The sequence below is a fragment of the Streptomyces sp. NPDC024698 genome, from assembly GCF_055559015.1.
Map to the genome: position 1 here is coordinate 18,487 of NZ_JBVHLK010000005.1, position 26,457 is coordinate 44,943.

Here is a 26,457-nt window from a genome sequence, read left to right on the forward strand (position 1 = left end):
AGGCGCGGGAGGGCGAAGGGATGGCACGGGGAGAAGGCGCGCCGCCGGTTCCCGCCGGGGGCATCGACGGTGACCGGCGGGAGCCGGCGGCGCGGTCCTGGGGCGGGCTCAGCCGATCTCGGCGGGCACCAGCAGGGCGTTGACGGCCTCGATCAGCTCGCGCGGAGTGCGGGCGTCGGTCAGCGTGTCGTCGTCCAGGGTGATGTCGAACTCGCGCTCGATGCGCCCGCCGGTCTCCAGCATCGCGAGGGACTCGTAGCCCAGCGACTCGAAGTCGGTGTCGGCGATGTCCCCGTCGAGGTCGGCGGATTCGTCGGCGCCGGCCCCGTCGCGCAGGATGCGCCTGAGGTCGTCGAGGGTGAACTCGTGGGAGGGCATGGGTGAGTGTCCTTTCGTCGCTGGGGTGGGGATGCGGGCCACGCCGGTCCTCCGTGAGCCGGGGTGACCTCCGCCGCTCGCCCGCGCGCACGCCTCGGTGTCACGGCGGGCCACAGCCCTGGGGCGGGCAGGGCGCGCCTCAGGCGGCGGCGCGCACCACGACCGCGGAGTTGAATCCGCCGTGGCCGCGGGCGATCACCAGGGCGGAGCGCACGGTGGCGGTCCGTTCCTGGCCGACGACCAGGTCGAGGCCGTGTTCGGGGGCCGGGGAGACGCCGATGGACGGCGGGATCACCCCGTCCCGCATGGAGAGGAACGCGGCGGCGAGATCCAGCGGCGCCGCGCCCGAGTAGAGCCGACCGGTCATGGTCTTGGGCGCCGTCACCGGCACCGCGCGCGGACCGAACACCTCGGTGATCGTCGCCGCCTCGATCCGGTCGAGTTCGGGAATCGCGGCCGCGTCGGCGAACACCACGTCGATGTCGCGGGGTTCGGCCCCGGCGTCGGCCAGGGCCAGTTCGACGGCCTTGCGCAGCCCCGGGGGGCGTCCGCTGCCCGGCCGGGGGTCGAGGGTGGAGCCGTATCCGGCGATCTCGCCATAGATCTGCCGGGCGCCGCGGGCGCGGGCCGCTTCCAGTTCCTCCAGGACCAGCAGGGCGCCGCCCTCGCCTGCCACGTGTCCGGCGGCTGCCGCGTCGAAGGGCAGGTAGGCCCGTTCCGGGTCGCGGCTCGTGCTCAGCCGGTTGCTCGCCATCTGGGCGACCCAGCCCCAGGGACAGATGGAGGCGTCGACGGCGCCCGACATCACCAGCCGGGTGCCCTTGCGGATCTGCCGCCGTGCCTGGGCGACCGCGTCGAGCCCGCCCGCCTGGTCGCTGACGACGACGCCGCTGGGGCCGCGCATACCGTTGCGGATGGAGATCTGGCCGCTGTTGACCGCGTAGAACCAGGCGAACGACTGGTACGCGCTGACGTAGCGGCTGCCCTTGCTCCACAGGGCCTGCAACTCCCGCTGTCCGAACTCGAATCCGCCGGACGAACTGGCCGTGATCACGCCCATCTCGAACTCGGGCAGCTCTCCCGGGCGCACCGCGGCGTCCTCGAACGCCCAGTCGGCGGCCACCAGGGCGAGCTGGGTCATCCGGTCGGTCTGCGGCAGCAGCCGGCCCGGCAGGTGCTCCGCCGCCACGAACCCGTCGATCTCACCGGCCAGTTGACTCGGGTAGCGGTCGGGCACGAAGCGGGTGATCCGGCCGATGCCGCTGCTCCCCTTGCGGGTCGCCGCCCAATAGGCCTCGGTGCCGAGGCCGTTGGGCGCGACCACGCCGAGACCGGTGACGGCGACCCGCACGCCGGTCGCGCTCATGCGGCCCTCCGATCGGGACGGGCGAGCACCATCGCGCTCTGGAACCCGCCGAATCCGCTGCCGACGGACAGCACGGCGTCGGTCCTCCAGTCCCGGGCGGTGAGCGGCACGTAGTCGAGGTCGCACTCGGGGTCGGGTGTGTGCAGATTGGCGGTGGGCGGCACGACGTTGTTCTCCATCGCCAGCGCGCTCGCGGCGATCTCGATCGAGCCGATGGCGCCGAGCGAGTGCCCCACCATCGACTTGATGGAGCTGACGGGCACGGCGTACGCGTGCTCGCCGAGGCTGCGCTTGAACGCGGCGGTCTCGTGCCGGTCGTTCTGCTTGGTTCCCGAACCGTGCGCGTTGACGTAGTCGACCGATTCCGGGGCGAGCCGCGCCTCGTCCAGGGCGATCCGGATCGCCTCGGCCATCTCGCGTCCGTCGGGGCGCAGACCGGTCATGTGGAAGGCGTTGCTGCGGGTGGCGTACCCGGCTATCTCCGCGTAGACATGGGCGCCGCGCCGCCGAGCGCTGTCCAGTTCCTCCAGCACGAAGACGGCCGAACCCTCGCCCAGGACGAAGCCGTTGCGGGTCCCGTCGAACGGGCGGGAGGCGTGCTCCGGGTCGTCGTTGCGCGAGGTGGTGGCCTTGATGGCGTCGAAGCAGGCCACCGTGATGGGCGAGATCGGGGCGTCCGCCGCGCCGGCCACCATGACGTCGGCCGATCCCTCGCGGATCAGCTCGGCGGCGTGGCCCACGGCGTCGAGGCCGGAGGTGCAGCCGGTGGAGACCACCGTGGTCGGGCCCTCGGCGCCCACCGCCCAGGCCACCTCGGCGGCGAAGGAGCTGGGCACCAGGTAGTTGTAGAGGTGCGGGACCGCGTACGCGTGGTCGACGAGATCGAGCCGTCCGCTGTCGCTGACGGTGCGGTACTCCTCGTCGAGCCCCATCGTGGCGCCGACCGCGCTGCCGATGGTCACGCCCGTGCGGTGCGGGTCGAGGGAGTCGAACTCGAGTCCGCTGTCCGCCACCGCCTCCCGTGCGGTGACCACGGCGAACTGCGCTGCCCGGTCCATGCGCCGTACTTCCTGGGCGCCGAGACCGAGGAGTTCGGTGTCGAAGTCGACCTCGGCGGCGACCTGGGAGCGGAACGGGGACGGGTCGAAGAAGCTGATGCGCCGGGTCGCGGTGCGCCCGTCGGCCAGCAGGCTCCAGAAGTTCTTGGCGCCCACGCCGCCGGGCGCGGTGACGCCGATGCCGGTGATGACGACCCGTCGGCCGTAGCTGGCGCTCACCGCGAGGTCCAGTGGTAGAAGCGCTGGGCCATGGCGTCGGCCGGGGAGCGCCAGGTGGCGGGGTCGTAGGCGGTGATGAAGGGCTTGAGGTCCTGGCTGATCCCGACGAAGCGTGGGTCCTCCTTGGCCGCCTCGATCCGTTCGCCGCCGTCCTCGGAGTCGAAGTCCTGGAGGTGGAAGTAGAGGCCCCGGTAGGTGAAGAGCTGCCGCCGCCGGGTGCCCATGCGCCGCGGCATGTCGGTGTCGTCGAACGCGCCGAAGAGGCGGGCCACGTCCTCGGCCGAGCGGGGTTCCATCCGGGCCACGATCAATGTGCTGTGCATACGTCTCTCCTTGTCAGGACTGCTGGATGCGGGAGGGGCCGAACCAGCGCTCCAGTGCCATGGGCAGGTCGTGATGGCTGCCTGGCGCGGCCCAGGCCACGTGTCCGTCGGGGCGCACCAGCACCGCCGAGGTGCCCGCGAGCGGACCGTCGGCCGCCACCGCGTGGGGCTCGGCGGTCACGAGGTCCACCCGGTCCGACCATCCGGCCGCGCGGTCGCGGAGCACGGCGCTGTCCGCCAGGTCGAGCAGCAGTCCCCGCCCCGCGCGCAGCAGTTCGGTGCTGCTGGTCTTGCGCCGGTCGCCGACGAGCTCCAGGTGCGGCATCCGCAGGCCGAGGAGCGGGTGGCCGCCGCGTCCGACGTCGTAGCGGATCTCCAGTCCGCTCACCATGCCGGCGAGATGACGGCTGACGTCCTCGTAGCGGATGAGTTCCCTCAGCACGTCGCGCAGGGGCTGGACCTCGTCGCCGCTGAGGAAGAGCAGGCCCTGCGCCCTGGTGTTCATCATCAGCCGCTCGCCGACCGCGTGGCGTTCTCCGTGGTAGGTGTCGAGGAGTTCCTCGGGCGCGGTGCCGCGGACCACGGCGGCGAGTTTCCAGCCGAGGTTCACGGCGTCCTGGATGCCGGTGTTCATGCCCTGGCCGCCGGCCGGCAGATGGATGTGCGCGGCGTCCCCGGCGAGCAGGACCCGGCCGCGCCGGTACTCGGTGGCGAGCCGGGTCGCGTCGCCGAAGGCACTGACCCATTCGTGCTCGGCGTGCGCGATGTCGATGCCGGTGATCCGCTGCCAGGCCGCCGCCACCTCCGCGTATGCGGGCGGTTCGGTGCGCTTGCGGGGCGGTGTGCCGCGCTCGCAGACGATGATGCGGGTGACACCGCGGTCGCCGAGCGGGCCGCACATGACCATGCCGCCGGCGAACGTCTCGCCGATCAGCCGCGGCGCCAGGTCCACACCCTTGATGTCCGCCAGGTACATCTCCATGGTCGCGGCGGTGCCCGGGAAGTCGAAGCCGGCGCCCTTGCGCACGGTGCTGCGGCCGCCGTCGCATCCCACCAGGTAGGAGGCCGTCAGCCGGCTCTCCTCTCCCCCGGGACAGCGCACCTCGATCTCGACGTGGTCGCCGTGGTCGCGCAGGCTGACCAGTTCGTGGCCGCGCCGCAGGTCGGTGCCCAGTTCGCGCACCCAGTCCTCGAGCATCGTCTCGGTGTCCGACTGGGGGACGGTCTTGGCCGCCTGGTGAACGCTGTCGAGGATGCCGAAGTCGACCGGCAGACCGCCGAAGTGGCCGGCGTTGCTCGTGCCCATGTCGCCGAGGCGGTGGAGCAGTCCGCGCTGGTCGAAGACCTCCATCGTCCGGGTCGTGAAGCCGAGCCCGCGGGATTCGCCGGTGCGCTCCCCGAGCCGGTCCAGGACGATGACGTCGACTCCCGCAAGCCGTAGTTCCCCGGCGAGCATCAGTCCGGTGGGACCTGCGCCGGCGACGATGACGGAAGCGTCCATGGATGTGTCCTCCGGGGGCGTCTGAAAGGCCGATACGACGAAGCGGCGCACCGGAATGGACCTCGGTGCGCCGCTCGATGCTTATACGCGGTGACTGTGTCCGGCGACTGCCTGCCGGGTAATCGACACAGTGATGCGGAAGCTAATGAAGAGCTTCTTCGGAATGCCCGCGGATGTCAACACCCTTTTCCCGGTGCAACGACACGTTTGGGTCAGGGATTTGTCAAGCGTGCTTTTCCGGGCGCGGTCGGGCGCGACAAAAAAGAGCTCCACCAGGGGTGGTTCACCCTGGTGGAGCCCTGGTCGGCCGGCCGGCCGCGGTCGGCGCCGCTCCGTGTCAGGCGCGGGCGCCGAGCGAGGCGCGGACGTCCTGCTCGTGGTAGTAGGTACGGCCGTTGACGGCGCGGCGGCGCCAGCGGGCCTGGCTGGCGTGGCGGTAGACGCTGCCGGGCGCGGTGCCCCACAGCGCCGCGATGTCCCGGGCGGTCAGCCAGCGCACGGCCGGCTCGGTGCGGCCGGTTCCGGACCGGGCGTGCCGTCGCCGCAGCCACTCCTGCCCGGACCAGCGGTGCGCCGGCTCGGTGTCGCAGCCGACCTCGATCGCCGGGTGTGCGCCGCCGCGCCGGATCGCCGCGGTCAGTGCGCCGCCGCAGTCCGGTACGACGCAGTCGCCGACCGGGACCCGGCGCCGCGGCGCGGGGTCGAGGACCTGGCCGGCCCGGCGCACACACCGCGCGACCTCGTCGGACAGTTCACCGGCCGCGCGGTGCTCGACGAGCCAGCCGGAGTGCCGGAGCAGGAAGTCGGTGATGCCGGCCGGGGTGTCGGAAGGGGCGCCGACGCGCCGCTCCTGGACCACCAGCGCGCCCCAGGACCGCAGGGTCCCCACGATCCCCGAGCGGGCTTCGGCCGCGGCCGTGTTGAAGGGCAGCCCGGAGGCCGTGCCGCCGCCCGAGGTGCGCTCGCGCGGCCGGTCGGCGCCGGTGAGCAGGTGTCCGCACTCGTCGTGCAGGCGTGGCAGCCGTTGCAGGTCGCGGATGAGCCGGAGCCGGCAGGCCGGGCAGAGCCGGGAGCCGGCGACGGCCGGCTCCCCGGCGCGCCCTCCGGCCTCCCGGCGCCGGCACGCGGCGCCGTCGCACACGGCCGGTTCCGAGGTCGTCGTCCAAGTGGTCCCTGTGGTGTTCGCGAATCCGTACGTCATTTCCCCCACCGTTCTGAAGTGGGGCAAATCTATTTCCGGAATTCTTGAAGGGACAAGCGTTGACCCGCTCCATGTAATTCATCTGTAGCGGGCCTACGGTTTTCCGCACCGAGCTGTCCTGGCGATGTCCTCAGATCGAGAGGCGCGCCGCGATTCCGTCGAGGACGGAATCGAGACCGGCCTCGAACTGCCACTGCTGATCGTCCTTGCGCCGGGCCTCGGAGATGTAGCGCGCGTACATCGGGAAACGGCCGGTGCTCATGAGCCAGGCCATCTGCGAGGACAGTCCCGCGCGGGCCTCCTCCCGGTTGGACCAGCCGCGGACGCGCAGCATCTGGGTCAGCCCGACCTCGGCGTCCACCGCGCCGTACACATAGGCGGTGAGGGTGCCGTAGACCGCCATGGCGGTGTCCGCGTCGAGCCCGAGGCCGTCGAGCGCCGCCAGGACGGCCTCGGGCACGGCCAGTTGGTTCGGGGTCGGCGCGCACCAGGTCGCCCGCGTCACCCAGGAGTGCCGCAGCAGCACCTCCCTGGTCCGCAGGGCGACGGACCGCATGCACGCGCGCCAGCCCTCCTTGCCGTCGGGCAGTTCCAGCTCCGCGTACACGAAATCGACCATCAGCTCCAGGAGTTCGTCCTTGCCGGTGACGTAGCGGTACGCGGCCATGGGCGCGACGCCCAGTTCGGTGGCCAGGCGGCGCATGGTGACCGCGTCGAGTCCCTCCGCGTCGGCGATGCCGACGGCGGCCCTGGCGATCCGCTGGGGGGTGAGGGTGGTGCGAGGGGCGGGCGCCGGGCGTTCGAGGCGCTCCCACACGGAGACGTGGTCCTTGTCCTCGTTCGCTGCCTGTCTCTCCTGGGCGGCCATCGCTTCGGTCCCTTTCGACGGACGGTTCTGTGTACAGCGTATCAGAAGTAGACAACGTACACCTTGCTGTGTACGTTGTACGTGAACGATACGGCGTACACACCCCGAGGAGTCCCCATGGCCGACGCGACTGACGACACCCTCCGGATCGCGGTGATCATCGGCAGCACCCGGGACGGACGGTTCGGTCCGGTCGTCGCGGACTGGATCGCCGGACACATCGCCCAGCGCGAGGACATGGAGGCCGACCTGATCGACCTCGTCGAAACGCCGGTGCCCACCGTCTTCCCGGCGTTCGGCCAGGCCCCCTCCGACGAGGTCGTGGCTCAACTGGGCGCCGTCTCACCGCGGTTGGAGCGGGCCGACGCCTTCGTGATCGTCACACCCGAGTACAACCACAGCTTCCCCGCACCGCTGAAGAACGCCATCGACTGGCACAACGAGCAGTGGCACGCCAAACCGGTCGGCTTCGTCTCCTACGGCGGTCTCGCCGGCGGCCTCCGCGCCGTCGAACAGCTCCGTGTCGTGCTCGCGGAACTGCACGCGGTCACGATCCGCAACACCGTCAGCTTCCACAACTACGCCGCGGTCTTCGGCCCCGACGGCACACCGACCGACCCCGGATGCGACGGCGCGGCCAAGGCGATGCTCGACCAGCTCACCTGGTGGGGGCAGTCGCTGCGCGAGGCCAGGCGCGTCCGCCCGTACGCCGTCTGACGTCCCGCCACTCGTGCCCTGGGGGCAGTGATGACCGACCACCCGACCGACACTCCCGCGCCCGACCGGCCAGGTCTGCCCCGGCTGGGCCTGCTCGGACTCATGCTCAGCATCTTCCTGGCGACGCTCGACGGACAGATCGTCAGCACCGCGCTCCCCACCATCGTCGGCGACCTCGGCGGGCTCGACCACTTCTCCTGGTCGGTGACGTCGTATCTGCTCACGATGGCCGCCTCCACCCCCATCTGGGGCAAGCTCGGAGACCTGTACGGCCGCAAGGGCGCCTGCATGAACGCCGTGGCGCTCTTCCTGGCCGGGACCGTGCTGTGCGGCCTGGCGCAGAGCATGGGTCAGCTCATCGCGTTCCGCGGCCTCCAGGGTCTGGGCGCGGGAGGTCTGATGGTCGGCGCGCTCTCCGTCATCGGCGTGGTGGTGCCCGCGGGGGACCGCGGCCGCATCCAGTCGGTGGTGGGCGTCATGATGCCGGTCGCCTTCGTCGGCGGCCCCCTGCTCGGCGGATTCATCACCGACAGCGTGAGCTGGCGCTGGGCGTTCTACGTCAACGTGCCCATCGGCCTCCTCGCGCTGCTGGCCATCGCCAAGGGCGTACGGCTGCCCCCCGGCCGCGTCACGGGACGGATCGACTACCTCGGTACGGCCCTGCTCACCACCGGCATCCTCTCCCTCACCCTGCTGGCCGGCTGGGCGGGCACCACGTACGCCTGGACGTCCTGGCAGATCACCGGGCTGGCCGTGGCCGTCGTGCTGAGCCTGATCTGGTTCGTCCGGGTGGAGCTGCGCACGGACGACCCGATCACGCCGCCCCGGCTGTTCGCCGAACGCAACTTCACCCTCGCCCAGATCCTCAGTCTCCTGGTCGGCGCCGTCCTCTTCTCCGTCGTCAACTACCTTCCGCAGTACATGCAGTTCGTCCAGGGCGCCTCGTCCACGGCGAGCGGCCTGCTCATCCTCCCGCTGATGCTCGGCATGCTGACGGCCCAGCTGGTCACCGGGAGGCTGATGGATGGCGGGGGTCTGGGCCGTGCCGTGCCCCTCGCCGGGGGCGCCTTCACCTTCGCGGGGGCGCTGCTGCTGCTCCTGCTCGGCACGGGCACCCCGGTCGTGGCGGCCTCCGCGCTCACTCTGGTCATCGGTGTGGGCGTCGGGGCCCTGCTCCAGAGCACCGTGGTCACCACGATGAGCGGCGCCGACCCTCGGGACATGGGCGCGGCCACGGGCACGGTGACCCTGGTGCGCACCATCGGAGGCTCCCTCGGGGTCGCCGTGCTCGGCGCCGTGCAGAGCGGCCGTATGAACGAGGTGCTGGCCCAGCGGCTCGGCTCCGGCACCCAGGAGCGGCTGACCGCGGGCGGCGGACTGACCCCGGCGCTGCTGAAGGACATGCCGGGCGCCATGCGCGAGGCCGTCCGGGACGCCGTCAGCAGCGGTCTGCACGGCGTCCTGGTCGGCGCGGCCGTGCTGTCCGCGCTCGCGTTCGGCACGGCGTGGTTCGTCCGCGCGGCTCCGGCGGCCGACGTCACACCGATCCCCGGAGCCGGAACCGGAACCGGCGTCGGAACCGGCAAGGACTCCGTCCGGACCCTGCTGGAGGACTGAGCGCGGCCCCCGGGCCGCCCCCGTCCCCCACCCACCCCAAAAGCCGCCGACCGCACGGTCGAATCCCCCGTCGCCGTGCGGTCGGCCCCTATCGAAGGCGAACACCGATGCCCACGCAATCCGTCGACCGAGTCAGGGACATCCTGGTCCGGCCGTTCTCCCTGGGAAACCTCACCCTGCCCAACCGGGTCGTGATGGCCCCGATGACCCGCGAGTTCTCACCCGGCGGCGTGCCGGGCGAGGACGTGGCCCGCTACTACGCCCGGCGGGCGGCCGGCGGCGTGGGCCTGATCATCACCGAGGGCACCTACGTCGGCCACGACTCGGCGGGAAGCAGCGCCCGGGTCCCGCACTTCCACGGCACCGAGGCGCTCGCCGGCTGGTCGGCGGTGGCCGAGGCCGTGCACGCCGCGGGCGGCCGGATCATGCCGCAGCTGTGGCACGTCGGCATGGAGCGGGTCGCCGGCAGTCCCCCGGTCCCCGACGCCCCGCGGATCGGCCCGTCGGGCATCGCCCTGGACGGCACGCGGTCGGGCCGGGAGATGACCCAGGCGGACATCGACAACGTGGTGGCCGCCTACGCCACGGCCGCGGCGTCGGCCGAGGAGCTGGGCTTCGACGGCGTGGAGATCCACGGCGCCCACGGCTATCTGATCGACCAGTTCCTGTGGGCCCACACCAACCGGCGCGATGACGCCTACGGCGGCGACATCGTCGGCCGTACCCGGTTCGCCGCCGAGATCGTGGCCGCCTGCCGGGAGAGCGTCTCCGCCGGTTTCCCGATCTCCTTCCGCCTCTCGCAGTGGAAGCTGAACCACTACGGGGCGCGGGTCGCCGAGACCCCGCAGGAACTCCAGACGATGCTCGGCCTGCTGGCCGACGCGGGCGCCGACGCCTTCCACTGCTCGACCCGGCGCTTCCACCTCCCGGAGTTCGAGGGTTCCGAACTCAACCTGGCGGGCTGGGCCAGGAAGCTCTCCGGAAAGCCCGCCGTCAGCGTGGGCTCGGTGGGCCTGAGCAACGAGTTCCTCCAGGTGTTCCAGGGCGAGCGGGCCACGGTCACCGACATCGGCGCGCTGCTCGACCGCATGGAGCGCGACGAGTTCGACCTCGTGGCGGTCGGCCGGGCCCTGCTCGGGGACCCGGAGTGGCTGGAGAAGGTCCTCGCCGGACGCGTCGACGAACTCACGCCCTTCCACGTGGGTCTCGTCCGCAGCCTCGACTGAGCCGTCCGGACGTCGGGGCCCGTCCGCCGTGCGGACGGGCCCCGACGTCCGGGGTCACGGCCCGGCCAGGGGATTGGGCAGCGGCACATAGCGGGCGTCGGCCCCGTCCGCGTCCGTCCAGCGGAGCAGCAGATTGGTCTTGCCCGGGAGCGTGGACGAGGCGAGCAGCGCGGCGGCCTCCGGGAGGCCGAAGTCCGCCCCGCAGCGGCGGAGTTCGCCTCGCACGGCGGGCCAGGGGTCGGTGCCGGGGAACCGCTCGGCGAGGAGGCCGGCCATCTCGGAGAGGTGGTTGACGACCAGGCAGTAGACGAGCCTCTCCCAGCCGGCCGCGCGGGTGACCCCGGACAGCAGTTTCACGCCCTCCGCGTCCCGGAACAGCGCCTGGACCGGCAGGCCGTCCGCGTCGACGGCCACGAGCGTGTTCTGGAGATGGGCCTCGACGACGACTCCGTGGCGGGCAAACGCCCCGAGGACCGGCGGCACCACCTGGCGCAGATAGGCCGCCCACCAGGCGGCGGGGTCGGTGAGCCGGTCGAGCGGACTCCCGTCGAAGCCCTCCACCAGGGCGGCGGCGAGCAACGGGACGGCACCGGGGACGAGATGGCCGCGCAGTCCGTCACGGACCAGGACGGCGAGTTCCTCGAAGGCGAAGCCGGCGGTGCGCCAGCCGCGGTCGCTCAGCCAGGCGGCGGGCCCTTCCTGCGCGGCGAAGGCGGCGGCGGTGGCCGCGTCGGTGGCCCGCGCCTTCAGCAGGTCGTGCCGCCACAGCCGGCGGATGTCGTTGGTGATGCGCACGTCGAGGCTGAACTTGAGGAACAGGTCGTCCTCGGGGGCGTGGAGCGTGCGGACGGCGGCGGTCGGCCACAGCGGGCGCGCGGTCCGTCCCAGGCGCAGGAGCCGGCCGTCCGCGAAGGCCTCCTGGATCGCCGGGGCCGCGCCGGTCAGGGCCAGCTGCCAGGGGTGGGCGGGCAGCAGCCGGTAGCCGGCGGGGGCCCGGCCGAGGGTGTCGAGCGCGCTGGTGTCGCCCTCCTCGACGACGGTGTCCTCGCGCACGGCGAGCAGTTCCAGCGGGAAGCGGGTGCGGGCCTCGGGGGCGTAGGGCAGCCACCGCCCGGCCGGCCCGCCACCACGGGTCTTGGGTGCCGGGTGGTACGGGTGCCCCATGATCAGGGCCTGTTCGGAGCGCAGATACGGGTCCCCGGGAGGCGTCGTACGGGCGCGGGCGCGCAGGAGGGCGGCGACGACGTCCCGGCTGTCGGTCATCTCGCCCGGCAGGACGGTGTTGTCCACGCCGGTGAACCGGCGCAGTTCGTCCGCGGCGAGGGCGACCAGCTCCGGATGGGTGAGCCGGTGCCAGGCCCCGTCGCCGTGCGCCTCGGGTGCGTAGGGCCGCCGGGTCCCCCGCACGCGCAGCGTCCGGCCGCTCGCGCGCAGCCGGTGGACGCCCGGCCGCCCGGTGGGCTCCGCCAGCTCGCGAAGGAGACAATTGAGCAACGGCGCGGCGGCGTACGCGTCGGCGGCCTCGTCCATGTCGCCACCGGTGAGCTGGGGGAACCCGGTCGGCTTGAAGTCCACGCGATCCACCCGGTCCATTCGTTTCATACGGTGCACTGGTGATCAGTATGTCCGCCGCGGCGGACGACCACGACGCAGTCCCCGTACGCAAGGAGCCCGCCCGTGTCCCGTCCCTCCACGTCCGACACCGAGGCCGCGTTCGCCGAGGAGCTGAGCGTCGTACGCCCCGGGCTGTCGGCGCCCTTCGCGCGGGCTCTGCCCGGTGCCCGGGCCGCCGTGCTCACCCGGATGTGGCGGGCGCTGGCGTACGAGCCGCTGCCGTGGATCGCCCGCCGGGACGCGGACCGCGAGGGCATGACGCTCCGTCTGACGGACGGCCGCCCGCTGCGCGGACCGCTCCCCGATCCGTACGACACCTCCGGCAGCGTCGCCGAAGTGCGGCTCGGTGAGCGGGTGTACGACCGTCCGGAGGCGCTCGTCGGCGCGCTGGGCGTGCCGCACGGTGATGCGTTCTCGGCCGAACTCGCGCACAGCGTAGCCTCCTTGGCGCTGTCGCGGGCCGACCGGACGGCGGGCGCCGTACCCGGGCGGGGCGATGCGAGCTGGGCATGGGAGCAGCGGGTCGTGGACGGACATCCGTATCACCCCAACTGCCGTTCCAGGCCCGGATTCTCGGTGGCCGAGCAGCTCGCGTACGGGCCCGAGCACCGGACGTCGGTCCGGCTGGACCTGGTGGCCGTGGACGACGCACTCGTCACGGGTGAGTGGCCGAAGTGGCTGCGGGACGGGGAACAGACGCTGATCCCGGTGCATCCCTGGCAGGTCGCCCATGTGCTGGACGCGCCGGTCCAGGAGGGCTTCGCGGGGCGCCCGTTGATGTCCCTGCGCACCCTGGCGGTGCCGGACGGGCCGCATGTGAAGACGGCGCTGAGCGCCCGGCTGACATCGTCGGTGCGGGACATCTCGGTGTACTCGGTGCGTACGGCGGACACCGTCTCGGCGTTCATGGAGTCGATGGCGGCCCGCCTGGACGCGCCGCTGCACATCACCCGCACGCTCGGCGCGGCCACCGCGGGTTCCCCCGATCTCGCGGCGGTGGTGCGGGAGTCGCCGGACGAGTACGCGGACGAGGGCGAGCGCTGTGTCCCGGTGGCCGCCCTGCCGCTGACCCGGCTGCCCGAAAACCCCTCCTGGCTGGCCGCGTTCACCCGTCTCGCGCTCACCGTGGGGCTGCGGCTGCTGGACCTCGGGGTGGCCCTGGAGGCACACGGACAGAACCTGCTGGTGATCCTCGACCGCGCGGACTCCCCCGTCCGGCTCGTCTACCGCGACCTGGCCGACATCCGGGTGAGCCCGGCCCGGCTGGCCCTCCACGGCATCCCCGTGCCGGAGTTGTCGGGGCGGATCGTGACCGACGACGAGACCGCCCTGCGCCGCAAACTCTTCGGTTCCCTCGTCGGCGGCGCGCTCGGCGCCACGGCGGGCTCGGCGGCCGTGCTCCGCACGGCACTCGAGAGCGTCGCGGCGGACCTTCCGCGCACGCCTGACCTCCCCGCGCTCCTCGGCGAGCCGATCCCCGCCAAGGCGCTGACACTGATGCGCCTTTCGCCCGGGACCCCCGGTGACCTGTGGACACAGCTCCCTCGGCCGCTCGGCGGACCCCGCTCGGCATGACGCGGGACACCTCTCGTTTTTACGAGCGGCACCTTTGATCAATAGGATCCGCCGATGATCACAAGACAACGGCTGGCAACGGGCGTCTGCGCCCTGCTCGCCGCCCTGGCCGCCGGGATCGCCTTCCCGGCCGGGGCGGTCGCCGACGAAACAACGGCGACCGCGCCCAAGGTCGAACTCCTGCTGGACGTCAGCGGTTCGATGCGGGCCCGGGACATCGACGGCGAGTCGCGGATGTCCGCGGCGAAGCAGGCGTTCAACGAAGTACTCGACGCGACACCGCAGGAGGTACAGCTCGGCATCCGCACCCTCGGCGCCAACTACCGGGGGAACGACCGCAAGACGGGCTGCAAGGACACGGCCCAGCTGTACCCGGTGGGGACGCTGGACCGCACCGAGGCCAAGACCGCGGTCGCGACGCTCAATCCGACCGGCTGGACCCCGATAGGCCCCGCGCTGCTCAAGGCGGCGGACGACCTCCAGGGCGGTGAGGGCACCCGTCGCATCGTGCTGATCAGCGACGGCGAGGACACCTGCCAGCCGCTCGACCCGTGCCAGGTGGCCCGCGAGATCGCGGCCAAGGGCATCGACCTGACCATCGACACCCTGGGCCTGGTCCCCGATGTCAAGGTCAGCAGGCAGCTGAGCTGCATCGCGGAGGCCACGGGTGGCACGTACACCTCGGTGGAGCACAAGGAACAGCTCAGCGACCGGGTCAACCAGTTGGTGGACCGCGCCGCCGATCCCGTGGTCAAGCCGGTGGCCGTGAAGGGTGCCGACTCGTGCACCGGTGCGCCCGCCGTCAAGTCGGGCATCTTCACCGACCGCGAGGAGTTCTCCCAGCACCGCTGGTACCGGGTGGAGGTCGCGCCCGGCAAGGAGCTGCGCGCCTCGGTGAGCATCGCGGCCGACCGTCAGGTCAACCCCGACTACGGGGTGCTGCTGCGTGCCGTCACCGTGCACGGCCGCGAGATCGTACGCGGCGAGTCGGCCGGGAACGGCCGTACGGACGTCGTCTCGACGGGTCTGCGCTACCCGAAGGCCGCCAGCGACGACGACAACGCGCCGGCCGAGGTCGTGTGCCTCCAGGTGTCCAGCTCCTTCTCGGCCGCGCCCGGCGTGAAGACCACGCCCGGTCTGCCGCTGGAGCTGACGGTCGACGTCGTCGCCGGTCCCGACCAGGCGTCCGACGTGGCCTCCTTCGGCCTCGGACGCGGCTGGTGGCTGCTCGGCGCCCTGGTGCTGACCGGCTTCCTCGCGGGTCTGCTGTGGGGCTGGATCTCTCGCTGGCGGTTCTCGGTCTGGAGGACCAACTGATGCGTATCCGATGTGTACTGAGCACCGCCGCCCTCCTCGCGGGGGTCGTGGCGGCGCCCGCGCTGCTCGGTGCGGCCGCCTCCCCGGCGCTCGCCGACGCCTCGCCGTCCGCGAGCCCGTCGGGTGACGACTCCGCGCCCACCGAGGCCGGTACGTCGTTCCGTACGGCGACCGAGATCGAGCAGGGGGTGCAGGCCACCGCCGGCGCCTCCACGGGCGACTACCTGTACTGGCAGTTCGCCGCGGACGCGGGGCAGCGGCCCACCGTGAAGGCGACGGTGAAGCTGCCCGAGGCGTCCAAGCGCTCCGGCACGGAGACCTGGCAGATCGACGTGTACGACGGGCTGCGGCGCCGTCAGGCCTGCCAGTACGGGGCGCAGAGCCGGACCGCGGGGGCGGACGCGTCCTCCGTGGAGCTGTCCTGCACCCTGCGCACCGTGCGCGCCTGGTCGGAGCCGTGGGCCGACGACCCGCTGCCGGGCACCTACTACGTCCGGCTGACCGCCACCGGTCTCGGGGCGGCCGATCTGGGTCTGCCGATGAGCACCGAACTCCAGGTGGACTCCAAGGACATCGGCGGTTCGGCCGCGGTCGACGGCTCGCTCGCCAAGCCGCTGGTCCCGGGCATCGCCGTGACGTCCGCGCAGTCCGACGACACCTCCGGCGACGGTGGGTCCAAGACGGCGGTGCTGTCCTCGCTCCGGCCCGACGGTTCGGGCTGGTGGTCCGACCGCTGGGTGTGGACCGCGATCGGCGGCGTCCTTGCGGCCCTCGCCGGCATCTGGGGCCACTCGCTGACGCGGGGCCGCGGACGCCCGTCCCGGATTCCGCCGGGCGCCTGACCGCAGACCGAGGCCCGCGCCGCTCCCCGGAGGAGAGCGGCGCGGGCCTCCGGCTTGCCGGGGACGCGTGACGGTCCCGGACCGGATCGCGTCACAGTCTCCTCCCGAGCCTCTTCACGCCTCGCGGAGTGCCTTGGCGAGGGGTCCGTCGCCCGTCACGGCGACGCCGCCTTCGCGCAGGGCGTCCAGCAGCGTCGACGTGCCCCGGTTCAGGGCCTCGCACGTCCGCGCGTCCGGCGCCATCCGGGCGTCCGGCTCGCGCGGGGCGGGCCCGTCCCCGTAGAGCGGCCCTTCCCCGGCTCCCAGCCACACATGGAACAGGCCTTCGTCCAGGCGTACTTCGACCAGCCCCTCGCCGGCCCCCGCGGTGCCGAGGGCGCGCAGCAGCGGCAGCGCGAACCAGTGGGCCCGTACGGCGTCGGTGGGCCGCCGCTCGCCCAGCGCGGACCCGCCCCACTCCCCGAGGGCGTGCAGGACGGGCAGCAACGCGCGCCCGCGGTCGCTGAGTTCGTACACATAGGCCGCGCCCGGAGGCGGCAGACGTCGGCGGGTGGTCAGGCCGTCGCGTTCCATGTCCTTGAGCCGGGAGGCGAGGACGTCGGTGCTGACCCCCGGCAGATCGGCGTGCAGATCGGTGTAGCGGCGCGGTCCGCCGAGCAGTTCACGGACGATCAGGAGGGTCCACCGGTCCCCGACGACGTCGAGGGCGCGGGCGGCGGAACAGTACTGGTCGTAGCTTCGGCGCGGTGGCATGCGAGGCAGTCTAGCTATCTTGTTGGACTTTCCAAGCTCCTACTTGGTAAAACCAAGCAACACCACAACCGGAGGGGCACAGCGCATGGAGTTCCGGCAGTCGAGCAAGCTCAGTGAGGTCTGTTACGAGATCCGCGGCCCGGTGATCGAGCACGCCGACGCACTGGAGGCGGCGGGCCACAGCGTGCTGCGCCTGAACACCGGAAACCCGGCCCTGTTCGGCTTCGAGGCCCCGGAGGAGATCCTCCAGGACATGATCCGGATGCTGCCCCGGGCGCACGGCTACACCGATTCGCGCGGTGTCCTGTCCGCCCGCCGGGCCGTGGCCCAGCGCTACCAGGACCGGGGTCTGGACGTCGGCGTGGACGACGTCTTCCTCGGCAACGGCGTCTCGGAGCTGGTCTCCATGGCGGTACAGGCACTGGTCGAGGACGGCGACGAAGTCCTCATCCCGGCGCCGGACTTCCCGCTCTGGACGGCGGTCGTCACCCTTTCCGGCGGCAAGGCCGTGCACTACCTCTGCGACGAACAGTCCGAGTGGTACCCGGACCTGGAGGACATGGCGTCGAAGATCACCGACCGCACCCGCGCGGTCGTCATCATCAACCCCAACAACCCTACGGGCGCGGTCTATCCGAAGGAGATCGTCGAGGGCATCCTCGATCTCGCCCGCCGGCACGGCCTGATGGTGTTCGCCGACGAGATCTACGACCAGATCCTCTACGACGACGCCGTGCACCACTCGGCCGCGGCCCTCGCCCCCGACCTGGTGGTCCTCACGTTCTGCGGCCTGTCCAAGACCTACCGCGTGGCCGGCTTCCGCTCCGGCTGGCTGGTCGTCACCGGGCCCCGGCAGCACGCGCGCAACTACCTGGAGGGGCTGACGATGCTGGCCTCCATGCGGCTGTGCGCCAACGCCCCGGCGCAGTACGCCATCCAGGCCGCGCTCGGCGGCCGCCAGTCGATCCACGAGCTGACCGCGCCCGGCGGCCGGCTCCGGGAGCAGCGCGACCGCGCCTGGGAGAAGCTGAACGAGATCCCGGGCGTCTCCTGCGTCAAACCCAAGGGCGCGCTGTACGCGTTCCCGCGCATCGACCCCGCCGTGCACCCGATCCACGACGACGAGAAGTTCGTCCTCGACCTGCTGCTGCGCGAGAAGATCCAGGTCGTCCAGGGCACCGGCTTCAACTGGCCGCGCCCCGACCACTTCCGCATCCTCACCCTCCCGCACGCCGACGACCTGGACGCGGCGATCAGCCGGATCGGACGGTTCCTGAGCGGGTACCGGCAGGAGCGGGACTGAGGCCCCGGGTGGGCCGACCGGGCGATCCGGTGCTGCGGCCGCGCCCGCCCGGTGGCACCGTACGAGGGACGGCAGCCGGCACAGGGACGGAAGGGCGCGGCGATGGGTGACCTGCTCCTCGTACGGCACGGTGAGACCGAATGGTCGATGTCCGGGCGGCACACGGGGTCGACGGATGTCCCGCTGACCGACAACGGCCGTGAGCAGGCGCGGCGGCTGCGTCCGCTGATCGCCCGGCACCACATCGCGGCGGCGTTCGTCAGCCCGCTGCGCCGGGCGCGGGAGACGGCCGAGCTGGCCGGGATCGGCCACGCCCGGGTGGACGCGGACCTGTGCGAGTGGGACTACGGCGGGTACGAGGGGGTCACGACCGTCGAGATCCACCGGGAGCGGCCCGACTGGTTCCTGTTCACCGACGGGGTCGCGGCCGGGCCGCCCGAACACCCCGGGGAGAGCCCGGAGCAGGTCGGGGCGCGCGCGGAGCGGGCGCTGGCCCGGATCGACGCGGCGCTCGCCGAGTCGGAGGGCAGCGTGGTCGTCGTCTCGCACGGCCACTTCCTGCGGGTGCTGACCGCGCGGCGGCTCGGTCTGACGGCCCAGTCCGGTGCCCTCTTCCAGCTCGGCACCGGGACGATGAGCCGGCTGAGCACGGAGCACCGCCGCCATGTGGTGGCCGGCTGGAATGTCAGACCCGACGCGTACTGTTCCCATGACGCCTTCTCCCCGGCCCCGCCGGCGGGAGAGGGGGCGGAGGAACACTGAGCCGCGGCCGGACCCGGAGCGCCGTGGCATCACCGGGTGGTGGAGGGAGCGTGCCGTGACACGACCGCCGACCGCCGCGCAGCGGCGCGTCGTCGACGCGGCCGACCCCGTGACCGGGCGGCTGAGGGGCACGGAGGCACAGCTCGCCGCACTGGTGGCGCGGGGGCTCGCCTTCCGTCATCCGCGTCCCCCGCGCGACCACTTCCTGACGCCTGCCGGGCACCGGCTCCGCGAGGACCCCGCGTCTCCCGAGCCGGCCGGGGCCGCCGAGGTGTCCGCTCCCGCGGCCTCCGGGGTGTTCTCGGCGCGGGTCGGCGGCGAGGAGGCGGCGATGGCCGGACCCGGGCGGCGCAGAGAGGTGCACAGCGCCTGGCAGGGGCTCCTGGAGCTGCGCCGGATGACCCGTCCGGACGGCGCGACCGGTCTCCCCTGCGCGTGGGAGCGTACGCATCTGGTGCAGGCCGCCGCGCTCGCGCTGGAGGCGCAGGGGCACCGGCCCGCCGCGGCCGAGGGCGGCGGATACCGCATACGGGCGACACCGCAGCCGGAGGCTGTCGCCGTGCACGAACCGGACCCCGCGGCGCTGCGGGCCTGCGCGGCCACGCTGGAGAAGGCCGGCTGGCAGGTCGGCGAGCACACGCAGCCGCGCACGGGCATCCGGTACGTTCTGGCCTCGCCCCGGCGGACGTGAGCGGTGTGACCCCGAGCGCCGAAGCCGTGGAAAGAGCCCCGGTCGTGGAAGCAGTCGCCGTCGTCGAAGGGAAAGTCGTGGCAGAGCCGTTCTTCGTCCCCGTGACCGTGCGCGGATACGAGACCGATGTGCAGGGCCATCTCAACCAGAGCGTGTACCTCCAGTACGCCGAGCACGCCCGCTGGTCGCTCCTGCGGGCGGCCGGGATCAGTCAGGCGGCGCTGCTGGCCCGCGGGGTGGGCCCGGTCGCGCTGGAGACGACCATCCGCTACCGCCGCGAACTGCGGGCCGGTGACGAGGTCGAGGTGACGTGCGCCTTCCTCTGGGGCGAGGGCAAGAGCTTCCGCATCGAGCAGACCATCCGCAGGACCGACGGCACGGTGTCCGCCGAGATCACGGCGGTCGGCGGCCTGATGGACCTCACCGAGCGCCGCCTGCTGCCCGGGGCACGGGACGCCTTCAAGTCGCTGGCCACCGACGCGGGTCCGCTGGGCCTCTGACCCGCCGGGTCAAGGTCGCCTCCGTAGGGGCCTACGCGTCCACCGACTCCGGCCGGTGCTCGGCGTCGTAGGCCGCGCGGGACTCGGCGATCGTGACGCGATGCCGCTCGGCCCAGTCGGTCAGGGACAGCAGGGTCGCATGCAACTCACGGGCCACCGGAGTGAGTTCGTACTCGACCTTCGGCGGCACCGTCGCATGCACGGTGCGTGTGACGAGACCGTCGCGCTCCAGGTTGCGCAGGGTCAGGGTCAGCATGCGGCGGCTGATCCCCTCGATGCTGCGCTCCAGTTCGGTGAAGCGGATCGGGCCGTGCGCGGCGGCCACGATGATCAGCACGCTCCACTTCCCGGCGACCCTGTCAAGAACCTCGCGGACCGGGCACGCCTGCGCGAGCACTGCCTGCGAGGTAACACCGGTGTTCCCCTGGGACATGGAAGTGCCTCCTTATGCCGGTCTCCCATGGTCACTGACGATGTACCCCGTTACAAGTCGTGCACCAAGGGAGTCACCCGTGGAACCCCAGCGGTCCGCGGAGAACGCGGAGGTCTACCGTCATGCTGTCCCGGACCGGACCGGCCGGATCGCCGGAACGAGGAACCCGCTCGCGGTGGGCCTCACTGGCGGTGCTGTGCGCGGGAACCCTGATGACCGTCCTGGACGGGAACATCGTCACCGTCGCCATGCCCGCCGTCCAGAGCGACCTCGGCTTCTCCTCCCCGGGCCTCGCCTGGGTCGTGAACGCCTATCTCATCCCGTTCGGGGGGCTGTTGCTGCTCATGGGCCGGCTCGGCGATCTGCTGGGCCGCAGGCGGATGTTCACGGCCGGGCTCGTCGTGTTCACCGCGGCGTCCGTGCTGTGCGGTGTCGCCGGCGGACAGGCCACGCTGATCGCGGCCCGCGCCCTCCAGGGCGTCGGCGGGGCCATGACCTCGGCCGTGGTCCTCGGCATGCTGGTGGCGCTCTTCCCCGAGCCCCGCGAACAGGGCCGCGCCATCGCGGTGTTCAGCGCGGTCGGCGCGGCGGGCGGGGCCCTCGGCACCTTCCTGGGCGGCGCGCTGACCCAGACCCTCGGCTGGCACTGGATCTTTCTGATCAACCTGCCGATCGGCGTACTGGCCCTGGTCGCCGCGCTGCGGATCCTCGCCCCGGACAGGGGCGCCGGGCTCGGCGCGGGCGCGGACCATCCCGGCGCGGTCCTGGTCACCGGCGCGCTGATGGTCATGGTGTACGCGATCGTCGGGGCCGGAACGCGAAGCCCCGGCGGCACACTCGCCCTCGGCGCGCTCGCGCTCGCCCTGCTCGCCGGCTTCACGGTCCGCCAGGCGCGGGCCGCCCGCCCCCTGCTGCGGCTGCGGCTGTTCCGCTCACGGACCCTGACGAGCGCGAACGGCGTACAGATCCTGATGATCGCCGGAATGTACGGCTTCCAGTACATCGGCGCGCTCTACCTCCAACGCGTGCTCGGCTTCAGCGAGTTGCTCACCGGTACGGCGTTCCTGCCCGCGCCGCTCACCATCGGCGTGCTGATGCTGACCCTGTCGGCGCGCACGGTCGCCCGCTTCGGCCCGTACCGCGTCCTGCTCGCCGGGCTCGCCCTCGTCACGACGGGTCTGGCCCTGCTCGGCCGCGCCCCGACCGCGGGTGCCTACGTCACCGACGTGCTGCCCGCGCTCCTGCTGCTCTCCGCCGGGTTCGCGGCCGCGATGCCCGCGGTGACGGGTCTGGCCATGTCGGGCGCCCGGGCGGAGGACGCCGGTCTGGCCTCGGGACTGTTCAACACCACACAGGTGGTGGGCGGTTCGCTGGGACTCGCGGCGCTGACGACCCTGGCGGCGAGCCGTGCCGGAGCGTTGACCGCCGCGGGCGAGCACACCGTGGCGGCGACGGCGGACGGATACCGGCTCGCGTTCACGGTCGCCACGGCGCTCACGGCCACGGCCCTGGTCCTGGCCGCCACGCTGCTGCGGCCCCGACCGGTCCCGTCGGCTCCCGACGGGACGGCGGATCCCGGAGCGACAGCGGCTCCCGGCGGGACAGCGGCTCCCGAGCGGGTGACGGACCCCGAGCGGATGGCCGCACCCGAACCGATCGAAAACAGGTAAGGCGTCAACTCCCTTTCCCCTGACGGGTATACGTCACCTCCGAACTCTGGTAGGAAACTTTCCTAACAGTACGCGGCAGCACCGCTCCCCATCGGAGGTACCGTGCACACCCCCCACATACGCCCTTCGCGGCGCACCCTGCTCACCCTGATCGGCGCTTCACTGGTGGCAGGTCCCCTGATCGCCACCCAGACCGCGACCGCCTCCCCGGTCGGCCTGGACGACCCGGCGAAGAAGGAGATCGCCATGAAGCTCGTCTCCAGCGCGGAGAACTCCTCGCTGGACTGGAAGGCGCAGTACAAGTACATCGAGGACATCGGCGACGGACGCGGCTACACCGCCGGGATCATCGGCTTCTGTTCGGGCACCGGCGACATGCTCGACCTCGTCGAGCTGTACAACCGGCGCAAGCCCGGCAACGTCCTGGCCAAGTACCTGCCGGCCCTGCGCGAGGTGAACGGCGGCGACTCCCACGACGGCCTGGACCCCGGCTTCCCGGCCGACTGGCGCCGGGCCGCCCAGGACACGGCGTTCCAGCAGGCCCAGAACGACGAACGGGACCGCGTCTACTTCAACCCCGCCGTCCAGCAGGGCAAGACCGACGGCATCGGCGCGCTGGGCCAGTTCACGTACTACGACGCCATCGTGATGCACGGCAACGGTGACGACAGCACCAGCTTCGGCAGTATCCGCAGGCGCGCCCTGGCGAAGGCCAAGCCGCCGGCCCAGGGCGGCGACGAGGTGACGTATCTGAACGCCTTCCTCGACGCCCGGGTGTGGGCCATGAAGCAGGAGGAGGCCCACTCCGACACCACCCGCGTCGACACCGAGCAACGGGTCTTCGTACGCAACCGGAACCTGAACCTGAACACACCGCTGGACTGGAAGGTCTACGGCGACAGCTATCACATCGGCTGACAGGCACGGCGCGGCCGTCACACGGACCCGGTGTCCGCGCGGCGGTGACCGTCCCGGGGCGCACACCTCCGTGCGCGCCCCGGTGACGGCCGCCGTGGACCCCGCCGGGGTCCACGGCCACCGGCCGAGGGCCGTCCCCCTCGGCCGGAGCTCTGCGGCGGTCAGGCCCGTCCGGCGATCCGGGCGAGCCGCCGCGCCTCGTCCCGGGTGGAGCGGGCGATCGCGTCCTCGTCCACGTGCAGCAGGTGACCGTCCTCGACGACCGGGCGGCCGTTCACGAGCGAGAGGGTGACCGGGGCGGCGGCGCCGAGGACCAGCGCCGTCACCGGGTCGGCGATCGAGGCGTGCGCCAGGGTGTCCAGGCGCCACAGCACGAGGTCGGCGAGCTTGCCGGCTTCCAGCGAGCCGATCTGGCCTGCCCGGCCCAGGACTTGGGCTCCTCCGTAGGTGCCGAGGCGCAGTGCCTGACGGGCGTTCAGTGCCGCCTCGCGGTGGGCGCCGAGCCGGTTGATGAGCAGGGCGTTGCGCAGCTCGGTGTGGAGTTCGCCGGACTCGTTCGACGCGGTGCCGTCGACACCGAGGCCGACCGGGACGCCCGCCGCGAGCATGTCGGGGACCCGGGCGATGCCCGCGGCCAGCCGGGCGTTGGAGGAGGGGCAATGGGCGACCCCCGTCCTCGTGCGGGCGAAGGCGGCGATGTCGGAGTCGTTCATGTGGACGCAGTGCGCCATCCACACGTCCTCGCCGAGCCAGCCGGTCGACTCGAAGTAGTCGGTCGGGCCCATGCCGAACAGTTCCTTGCAGAACTGCTCCTCCTCCACGGTCTCCGAACCGTGCGTGTGCAGCCGCACCCCCTTGCGGCGGGCCAACTCGGCTCCCTGTCTCATGAGTTCGGTGGAGACGGAGAAGGGTGAGCAGGGGGCGACGGCGATCTGGGTCATGCTGTCGAAGGAGGCGTCGTGGTGCTCGTCGACGGTCGCCTCGGTGGCGGCGAGCGCCCCTTCGAGGGTCTCGACGGCGAAGTCCGGCGGCAGTCCGCCGTCCTTCTCGCCACGGTCCATGGAGCCGCGGGCGAGGGTGAGGCGGACACCGGTCTCGCGGGCGGCCCGGATGATCGCGCCGGACAGGTCCCCCGAGCCCCGCGGGAAGACGTAGTGGTGGTCCATGGCGGTGGTGACACCGCCTCGGGCCATCATGGCGAGGGAGCCCTGCGCGGCCGCGTGGACCATCGGCTCGTCGATGCGCGCCCAGGTCGGGTAGAGGGCGACGAGCCAGTCGAAGAGGTTGTGGTCCGTGGCGAGGCCCCGGGTGATCCACTGGTAGAAGTGGTGGTGGGTGTTGACCAGACCGGGCGTGGCCAGATGTCCGGTGCCGTCGACGCGGCGGACCACGTTCTCCAGGCCGGCGGGGGCCGCTCCCGCGCCCACGGACTCGATCAGGTTGTCGGCGACGACGATGTGGCCCGAGGCGTACTCGGTGTCATCCGTGTCCACGGTCGCGATGGCGCAGTTCTCGATGACGATGCGCTGGACTGCCACTGCGGTTCCTCGTTCTTCCGGGTCGGCGGACGGACCCGGCGGTCGAGGGGGTGACGACCGGGTTCGTCGTGGCGGTTCTGGGGCGGACACGACCTAGAGGTTGGTCAGGTCCACGGGGATGCGCGGCTCGCGGCCCTCGCGCAGGACGGTGGCCTCGATGAGTCCGTACGGGCGGTCGGCCGCGAGGTAGACCTCGTTGTCGTTCTCCAGGCCGAACGGTGTCAGCTCGACCAGGAAGTGGTGCTTGTTCGGGAGCGAGAAGCGGACCTCGTCGATCTCGTCGCGGTGGTCGATGATCCGCGCGCCCATCTCGTAGAGGGTCTGCTGGAGGGAGAGGGAGTAGGTGTCGGCGAAGGCCTGGAGCAGGTGCTTCCTTACCTCGCCGTAGGACGTGTCCCAGTCGGGCATCCGCTGTTCGTCGCCGGTCCAGTTGAAGCGCCAGCGGCTGGAGACCTGGGTGGCCAGGATGCGGTCGTGGGCCTCGGGCAGCGTCGTGTATCTGTCCTTGACGAAGCCCCAGAACTCGGAGTCCGTCGAGTTCATCACGACGAGGTCCTTCAGGCCCGAGACGACCTCCCACGCCTCGCCGTCGTAGGTGATCTGGGTGACGCGGGTCTCCTGGCCCTTGCGGACGAAGGAGTGCCCCGGCTCGTCCGTGCCGGCGTCCGGGACCCTGATGCGCTCCCAGGCGTACTCCTCGATCCGGATTCGGGCCCGCCTGATCGGCTCCTGGCTGGTCACGAAGTGCCGGGCGAGGTGGATGCCGAACCGCTCGGCGGACTCGATGCCGTGTTCCTTGGCGAAGGCGTACACCGTGTTCTTGGTGGTGTCGGTCGGCAGGACGTTGGCGTTGGAGCCGGAGAGGTGGACCTCCTCCATGTCACCGCTCAGCGCGACGGACACGTTCAGGTCCTTGATGTGATGCGTGGCGCCGTCGCGGGTGATCCTCACGACGCGGTTCTCGGCCTTGCCGTACTGGTTCTGGCCCAGGAGAACCGGGCGGCCCTTGCGGGAAGGTTCGGTCATGTCTGCTAGCTCCCTCGGTAAACGGAGTAGCCGAACGGGTTGAGCAGCAGCGGTACGTGGTAGTGCTCGCCCGGCCCGACGGCGAAGGTGACTCTCACCTCGGGGAAGAACGCATCGCTGTCCCGGTTCGCGGGGGCGTCCTGCTGCGCATCGGCTCGCTGTGTCGGTGTCGCCGGATCCTGCTCGAAGTACCGCTCGACCTCGAAGTCGAGCCGTACGTGGGTCGCGCCCTCCGGCAGCGCCGGAAGGTCCGTGCACCGGCCGTCCGCGTCGGTCGCGGAACCGCCGAGCGCCCGCCAGTCGCCCGCGCGCCCGGCGCGGACGGCGAGCCGGACGGCGACACCCCGGGCGGGGCGGCCCACGCTGGTGTCCAGGATGTGGGTGGACACGGAGGCCGTGGTGTCGGTGCTCATGTCTCTTCTTCCTGTACGGGGCTGCCGGGCACTTCCTGTACGGGTGACCGTCAGCCGCCCGGTGCGCCGGGCGACTCGTCCCGCACGAGAGTGCCGAGCCGGATACGGTTGATCTTCCCCAGTTCGACGCGGACGATCTCGCGCTCCCGCTCGGCGGTGTTGCCGGTCCGCTCCCTGACCGCGTCGCGCATCTGCTCGCCGGTCCGGCCGGTGGCGCAGACGAGGAAGACATGGCCGAACTTCTCCTGGTAGGCCAGGTTCAGTTCGAGCATCTCCGCCCTGAGCTCCGCGGACGCGCCGGCCATCCCGCGCTGTTCGCGCGAGGAGGCCGGGTCGCCGGGTTTCGGCCGTCCGATGGGCGGGTGCCCCGCCATCGCCTCCGTCAGGTCGGCGGTGGTGAGGTCCGCCGTGGCGGCGTCGCTCTCGGCGTACAGGTCGTCGGCGGTCGCGTACGGGCGGGCGGCGAGCAGCCGCTCGGCCCAGACGCGGGAGGCGCACACCTCGTGGAGGACGGCGAGGGCCGCCGGCCCCTGGAGGGCGTTGAAGCGGGCGAGGCCGTCTGATGCCGTACTCGACGTCATGGGAAGCGCCTCCGTGGCCTGGTGCTGGACGGGCTGCGCACAGCTAA

Annotated in this window: 26 protein-coding genes; 12 read left to right on the forward strand and 14 right to left on the reverse strand. The window is 72.2% G+C overall.

The genetic code is table 11. From position 1 onward, the window contains the following. Window positions 1–108: 108 nt before the first annotated feature. The 7 genes from ACZ4AA_RS13625 to ACZ4AA_RS13655 form a co-directional block, all read right to left on the reverse strand. Window positions 109–378: an acyl carrier protein gene (locus ACZ4AA_RS13625; RefSeq protein WP_467600445.1), complete on the reverse strand. Its 270-nt coding sequence runs from the start codon at window positions 376–378 to the stop codon at window positions 109–111. A 139-nt stretch (window positions 379–517) separates the two neighbouring features. Beyond that, window positions 518–1,744, reverse strand: coding sequence for a ketosynthase chain-length factor (locus ACZ4AA_RS13630; RefSeq protein WP_467600448.1), 1,227 nt, complete (start codon window positions 1,742–1,744; stop codon window positions 518–520). Then, window positions 1,741–3,021 (reverse strand): beta-ketoacyl-[acyl-carrier-protein] synthase family protein, encoded by a 1,281-nt coding sequence (locus ACZ4AA_RS13635; RefSeq protein WP_467600451.1) that lies wholly within the window; start codon window positions 3,019–3,021, stop codon window positions 1,741–1,743. Before ACZ4AA_RS13635 ends, ACZ4AA_RS13630 begins: the two co-directional genes overlap by 4 nt. Next, window positions 3,018–3,344, reverse strand: coding sequence for a TcmI family type II polyketide cyclase (locus tag ACZ4AA_RS13640; RefSeq protein ID WP_467600454.1), 327 nt, complete (start codon window positions 3,342–3,344; stop codon window positions 3,018–3,020). The genes ACZ4AA_RS13635 and ACZ4AA_RS13640 overlap by 4 nt, the downstream gene beginning before the upstream one ends. Before the next feature lie 13 nt (window positions 3,345–3,357). Next, window positions 3,358–4,845, reverse strand: a complete 1,488-nt coding sequence (locus tag ACZ4AA_RS13645) for an FAD-dependent monooxygenase (RefSeq protein ID WP_467600457.1) — start codon at window positions 4,843–4,845, stop codon at window positions 3,358–3,360. Between the two features lie 337 nt (window positions 4,846–5,182). Then, window positions 5,183–6,046 (reverse strand): hypothetical protein, encoded by an 864-nt coding sequence (locus ACZ4AA_RS13650; RefSeq protein ID WP_467600459.1) that lies wholly within the window; start codon window positions 6,044–6,046, stop codon window positions 5,183–5,185. Window positions 6,047–6,176: 130 nt separating this feature from the next. Further along, the gene (locus ACZ4AA_RS13655) at window positions 6,177–6,914 is read right to left on the reverse strand and encodes a TetR/AcrR family transcriptional regulator (RefSeq protein WP_467600462.1); all 738 of its coding nucleotides are present in this window, start codon (window positions 6,912–6,914) and stop codon (window positions 6,177–6,179) included. 117 nt (window positions 6,915–7,031) lie between these two features. Here ACZ4AA_RS13655 and ACZ4AA_RS13660 point away from each other — a divergent pair, with 117 nt between their 5' ends. The 3 genes from ACZ4AA_RS13660 to ACZ4AA_RS13670 all read left to right on the forward strand — a co-directional run bounded on the left by ACZ4AA_RS13660 (window position 7,032) and on the right by ACZ4AA_RS13670 (window position 10,474). Next, window positions 7,032–7,631 carry an NADPH-dependent FMN reductase gene (locus ACZ4AA_RS13660; RefSeq protein ID WP_467600465.1) on the forward strand — a complete coding sequence of 200 codons (600 nt, stop codon included), beginning with the start codon at window positions 7,032–7,034 and terminating at the stop codon, window positions 7,629–7,631. Between the two features lie 30 nt (window positions 7,632–7,661). After that, on the forward strand, window positions 7,662–9,248 hold the full coding sequence (locus tag ACZ4AA_RS13665; RefSeq protein ID WP_467600468.1) for a DHA2 family efflux MFS transporter permease subunit: 1,587 nt from the start codon (window positions 7,662–7,664) through the stop codon (window positions 9,246–9,248). 107 nt (window positions 9,249–9,355) lie between these two features. Then, on the forward strand, window positions 9,356–10,474 hold the full coding sequence (locus ACZ4AA_RS13670; RefSeq protein WP_467600471.1) for an NADH:flavin oxidoreductase: 1,119 nt from the start codon (window positions 9,356–9,358) through the stop codon (window positions 10,472–10,474). A gap of 54 nt (window positions 10,475–10,528) precedes the next feature. Here the strand turns inward: ACZ4AA_RS13670 and ACZ4AA_RS13675 are convergent, their stop codons facing one another. Further along, on the reverse strand, window positions 10,529–12,067 hold the full coding sequence (locus tag ACZ4AA_RS13675) for an IucA/IucC family protein (protein ID WP_467601351.1): 1,539 nt from the start codon (window positions 12,065–12,067) through the stop codon (window positions 10,529–10,531). An 84-nt stretch (window positions 12,068–12,151) separates the two neighbouring features. On the opposite strand from ACZ4AA_RS13675, the gene ACZ4AA_RS13680 reads away from it, so the two are divergent. Genes ACZ4AA_RS13680 through ACZ4AA_RS13690 form a run of 3 tightly spaced genes read left to right on the forward strand, consistent with a single transcriptional unit; the run spans window position 12,152 to window position 15,822 of the window. Continuing rightward, complete coding sequence (locus tag ACZ4AA_RS13680; RefSeq protein ID WP_467600473.1) at window positions 12,152–13,663, forward strand: IucA/IucC family protein; 1,512 nt, start codon at window positions 12,152–12,154, stop codon at window positions 13,661–13,663. 54 nt (window positions 13,664–13,717) lie between these two features. Next, window positions 13,718–14,980, forward strand: coding sequence for a VWA domain-containing protein (locus ACZ4AA_RS13685; RefSeq protein WP_467600476.1), 1,263 nt, complete (start codon window positions 13,718–13,720; stop codon window positions 14,978–14,980). Then, on the forward strand, window positions 14,980–15,822 hold the full coding sequence (locus tag ACZ4AA_RS13690) for a hypothetical protein (protein WP_467600479.1): 843 nt from the start codon (window positions 14,980–14,982) through the stop codon (window positions 15,820–15,822). Before ACZ4AA_RS13685 ends, ACZ4AA_RS13690 begins: the two co-directional genes overlap by 1 nt. 114 nt (window positions 15,823–15,936) lie before the next feature. On the opposite strand, the gene ACZ4AA_RS13695 is transcribed toward ACZ4AA_RS13690, so the two are convergent. Further along, window positions 15,937–16,575: a winged helix-turn-helix transcriptional regulator gene (locus tag ACZ4AA_RS13695; RefSeq protein WP_467600482.1), complete on the reverse strand. Its 639-nt coding sequence runs from the start codon at window positions 16,573–16,575 to the stop codon at window positions 15,937–15,939. 85 nt (window positions 16,576–16,660) lie between these two features. Between ACZ4AA_RS13695 and ACZ4AA_RS13700 the strand changes: the two genes are divergently transcribed. From ACZ4AA_RS13700 to ACZ4AA_RS13715, 4 genes are all read left to right on the forward strand, one after another. Then, window positions 16,661–17,878 carry a pyridoxal phosphate-dependent aminotransferase gene (locus ACZ4AA_RS13700; protein ID WP_467600485.1) on the forward strand — a complete coding sequence of 406 codons (1,218 nt, stop codon included), beginning with the start codon at window positions 16,661–16,663 and terminating at the stop codon, window positions 17,876–17,878. Between the two features lie 102 nt (window positions 17,879–17,980). Next, window positions 17,981–18,640, forward strand: a complete 660-nt coding sequence (locus tag ACZ4AA_RS13705; protein WP_467600488.1) for a histidine phosphatase family protein — start codon at window positions 17,981–17,983, stop codon at window positions 18,638–18,640. A gap of 55 nt (window positions 18,641–18,695) precedes the next feature. Next, window positions 18,696–19,331, forward strand: coding sequence for a hypothetical protein (locus ACZ4AA_RS13710; protein WP_467600491.1), 636 nt, complete (start codon window positions 18,696–18,698; stop codon window positions 19,329–19,331). Between the two features lie 77 nt (window positions 19,332–19,408). Next, window positions 19,409–19,831 (forward strand): acyl-CoA thioesterase, encoded by a 423-nt coding sequence (locus tag ACZ4AA_RS13715; protein ID WP_467601355.1) that lies wholly within the window; start codon window positions 19,409–19,411, stop codon window positions 19,829–19,831. Window positions 19,832–19,862: 31 nt separating this feature from the next. On the opposite strand, the gene ACZ4AA_RS13720 is transcribed toward ACZ4AA_RS13715, so the two are convergent. Next, on the reverse strand, window positions 19,863–20,264 hold the full coding sequence (locus ACZ4AA_RS13720) for a winged helix-turn-helix transcriptional regulator (RefSeq protein WP_467600494.1): 402 nt from the start codon (window positions 20,262–20,264) through the stop codon (window positions 19,863–19,865). A 122-nt stretch (window positions 20,265–20,386) separates the two neighbouring features. Here ACZ4AA_RS13720 and ACZ4AA_RS13725 point away from each other — a divergent pair, with 122 nt between their 5' ends. Both ACZ4AA_RS13725 and ACZ4AA_RS13730 read left to right on the forward strand, forming a co-directional pair. Continuing rightward, window positions 20,387–21,934: an MFS transporter gene (locus ACZ4AA_RS13725; protein WP_467600497.1), complete on the forward strand. Its 1,548-nt coding sequence runs from the start codon at window positions 20,387–20,389 to the stop codon at window positions 21,932–21,934. 102 nt (window positions 21,935–22,036) lie between these two features. After that, window positions 22,037–22,852, forward strand: a complete 816-nt coding sequence (locus ACZ4AA_RS13730; RefSeq protein WP_467600500.1) for a chitosanase — start codon at window positions 22,037–22,039, stop codon at window positions 22,850–22,852. A 161-nt stretch (window positions 22,853–23,013) separates the two neighbouring features. On the opposite strand, the gene ACZ4AA_RS13735 is transcribed toward ACZ4AA_RS13730, so the two are convergent. The 4 genes from ACZ4AA_RS13735 to uraD form a co-directional block, all read right to left on the reverse strand. Continuing rightward, complete coding sequence (locus tag ACZ4AA_RS13735) at window positions 23,014–24,390, reverse strand: 8-oxoguanine deaminase (RefSeq protein WP_467600503.1); 1,377 nt, start codon at window positions 24,388–24,390, stop codon at window positions 23,014–23,016. 93 nt (window positions 24,391–24,483) lie between these two features. Further along, window positions 24,484–25,416 carry a factor-independent urate hydroxylase gene (gene pucL, locus ACZ4AA_RS13740; protein ID WP_467600506.1) on the reverse strand — a complete coding sequence of 311 codons (933 nt, stop codon included), beginning with the start codon at window positions 25,414–25,416 and terminating at the stop codon, window positions 24,484–24,486. A gap of 5 nt (window positions 25,417–25,421) precedes the next feature. After that, window positions 25,422–25,829, reverse strand: coding sequence for a hydroxyisourate hydrolase (gene uraH / locus ACZ4AA_RS13745; RefSeq protein ID WP_467600509.1), 408 nt, complete (start codon window positions 25,827–25,829; stop codon window positions 25,422–25,424). A 50-nt stretch (window positions 25,830–25,879) separates the two neighbouring features. Continuing rightward, the gene (uraD, locus tag ACZ4AA_RS13750) at window positions 25,880–26,410 is read right to left on the reverse strand and encodes a 2-oxo-4-hydroxy-4-carboxy-5-ureidoimidazoline decarboxylase (protein WP_467600512.1); all 531 of its coding nucleotides are present in this window, start codon (window positions 26,408–26,410) and stop codon (window positions 25,880–25,882) included. Window positions 26,411–26,457 lie beyond the last annotated feature (47 nt).

Excerpts from the sequence above, each read along its gene's own strand:
- ACZ4AA_RS13625 (WP_467600445.1), bottom strand. The coding sequence starts at position 378 with ATGCCCTCCCACGAGTTCACCCTCGACGACCTCAGGCGCATCCTGCGC.
- ACZ4AA_RS13630 (WP_467600448.1), bottom strand. The coding sequence starts at position 1,744 with ATGAGCGCGACCGGCGTGCGGGTCGCCGTCACCGGTCTCGGCGTGGTC.
- ACZ4AA_RS13640 (WP_467600454.1), bottom strand. The coding sequence starts at position 3,344 with ATGCACAGCACATTGATCGTGGCCCGGATGGAACCCCGCTCGGCCGAG.
- ACZ4AA_RS13645 (WP_467600457.1), bottom strand. The coding sequence starts at position 4,845 with ATGGACGCTTCCGTCATCGTCGCCGGCGCAGGTCCCACCGGACTGATG.
- ACZ4AA_RS13650 (WP_467600459.1), bottom strand. The coding sequence starts at position 6,046 with ATGACGTACGGATTCGCGAACACCACAGGGACCACTTGGACGACGACC.
- ACZ4AA_RS13655 (WP_467600462.1), bottom strand. The coding sequence starts at position 6,914 with ATGGCCGCCCAGGAGAGACAGGCAGCGAACGAGGACAAGGACCACGTC.
- ACZ4AA_RS13660 (WP_467600465.1), top strand. The coding sequence starts at position 7,032 with ATGGCCGACGCGACTGACGACACCCTCCGGATCGCGGTGATCATCGGC.
- ACZ4AA_RS13665 (WP_467600468.1), top strand. The coding sequence starts at position 7,662 with ATGACCGACCACCCGACCGACACTCCCGCGCCCGACCGGCCAGGTCTG.
- ACZ4AA_RS13670 (WP_467600471.1), top strand. The coding sequence starts at position 9,356 with ATGCCCACGCAATCCGTCGACCGAGTCAGGGACATCCTGGTCCGGCCG.
- ACZ4AA_RS13675 (WP_467601351.1), bottom strand. The coding sequence starts at position 12,067 with ATGGACCGGGTGGATCGCGTGGACTTCAAGCCGACCGGGTTCCCCCAG.
- ACZ4AA_RS13685 (WP_467600476.1), top strand. The coding sequence starts at position 13,718 with ATGATCACAAGACAACGGCTGGCAACGGGCGTCTGCGCCCTGCTCGCC.
- ACZ4AA_RS13690 (WP_467600479.1), top strand. The coding sequence starts at position 14,980 with ATGCGTATCCGATGTGTACTGAGCACCGCCGCCCTCCTCGCGGGGGTC.
- ACZ4AA_RS13695 (WP_467600482.1), bottom strand. The coding sequence starts at position 16,575 with ATGCCACCGCGCCGAAGCTACGACCAGTACTGTTCCGCCGCCCGCGCC.
- ACZ4AA_RS13700 (WP_467600485.1), top strand. The coding sequence starts at position 16,661 with ATGGAGTTCCGGCAGTCGAGCAAGCTCAGTGAGGTCTGTTACGAGATC.
- ACZ4AA_RS13705 (WP_467600488.1), top strand. The coding sequence starts at position 17,981 with ATGGGTGACCTGCTCCTCGTACGGCACGGTGAGACCGAATGGTCGATG.
- ACZ4AA_RS13720 (WP_467600494.1), bottom strand. The coding sequence starts at position 20,264 with ATGTCCCAGGGGAACACCGGTGTTACCTCGCAGGCAGTGCTCGCGCAG.
- ACZ4AA_RS13725 (WP_467600497.1), top strand. The coding sequence starts at position 20,387 with ATGCTGTCCCGGACCGGACCGGCCGGATCGCCGGAACGAGGAACCCGC.
- pucL (WP_467600506.1), bottom strand. The coding sequence starts at position 25,416 with ATGACCGAACCTTCCCGCAAGGGCCGCCCGGTTCTCCTGGGCCAGAAC.
- uraH (WP_467600509.1), bottom strand. The coding sequence starts at position 25,829 with ATGAGCACCGACACCACGGCCTCCGTGTCCACCCACATCCTGGACACC.
- uraD (WP_467600512.1), bottom strand. The coding sequence starts at position 26,410 with ATGACGTCGAGTACGGCATCAGACGGCCTCGCCCGCTTCAACGCCCTC.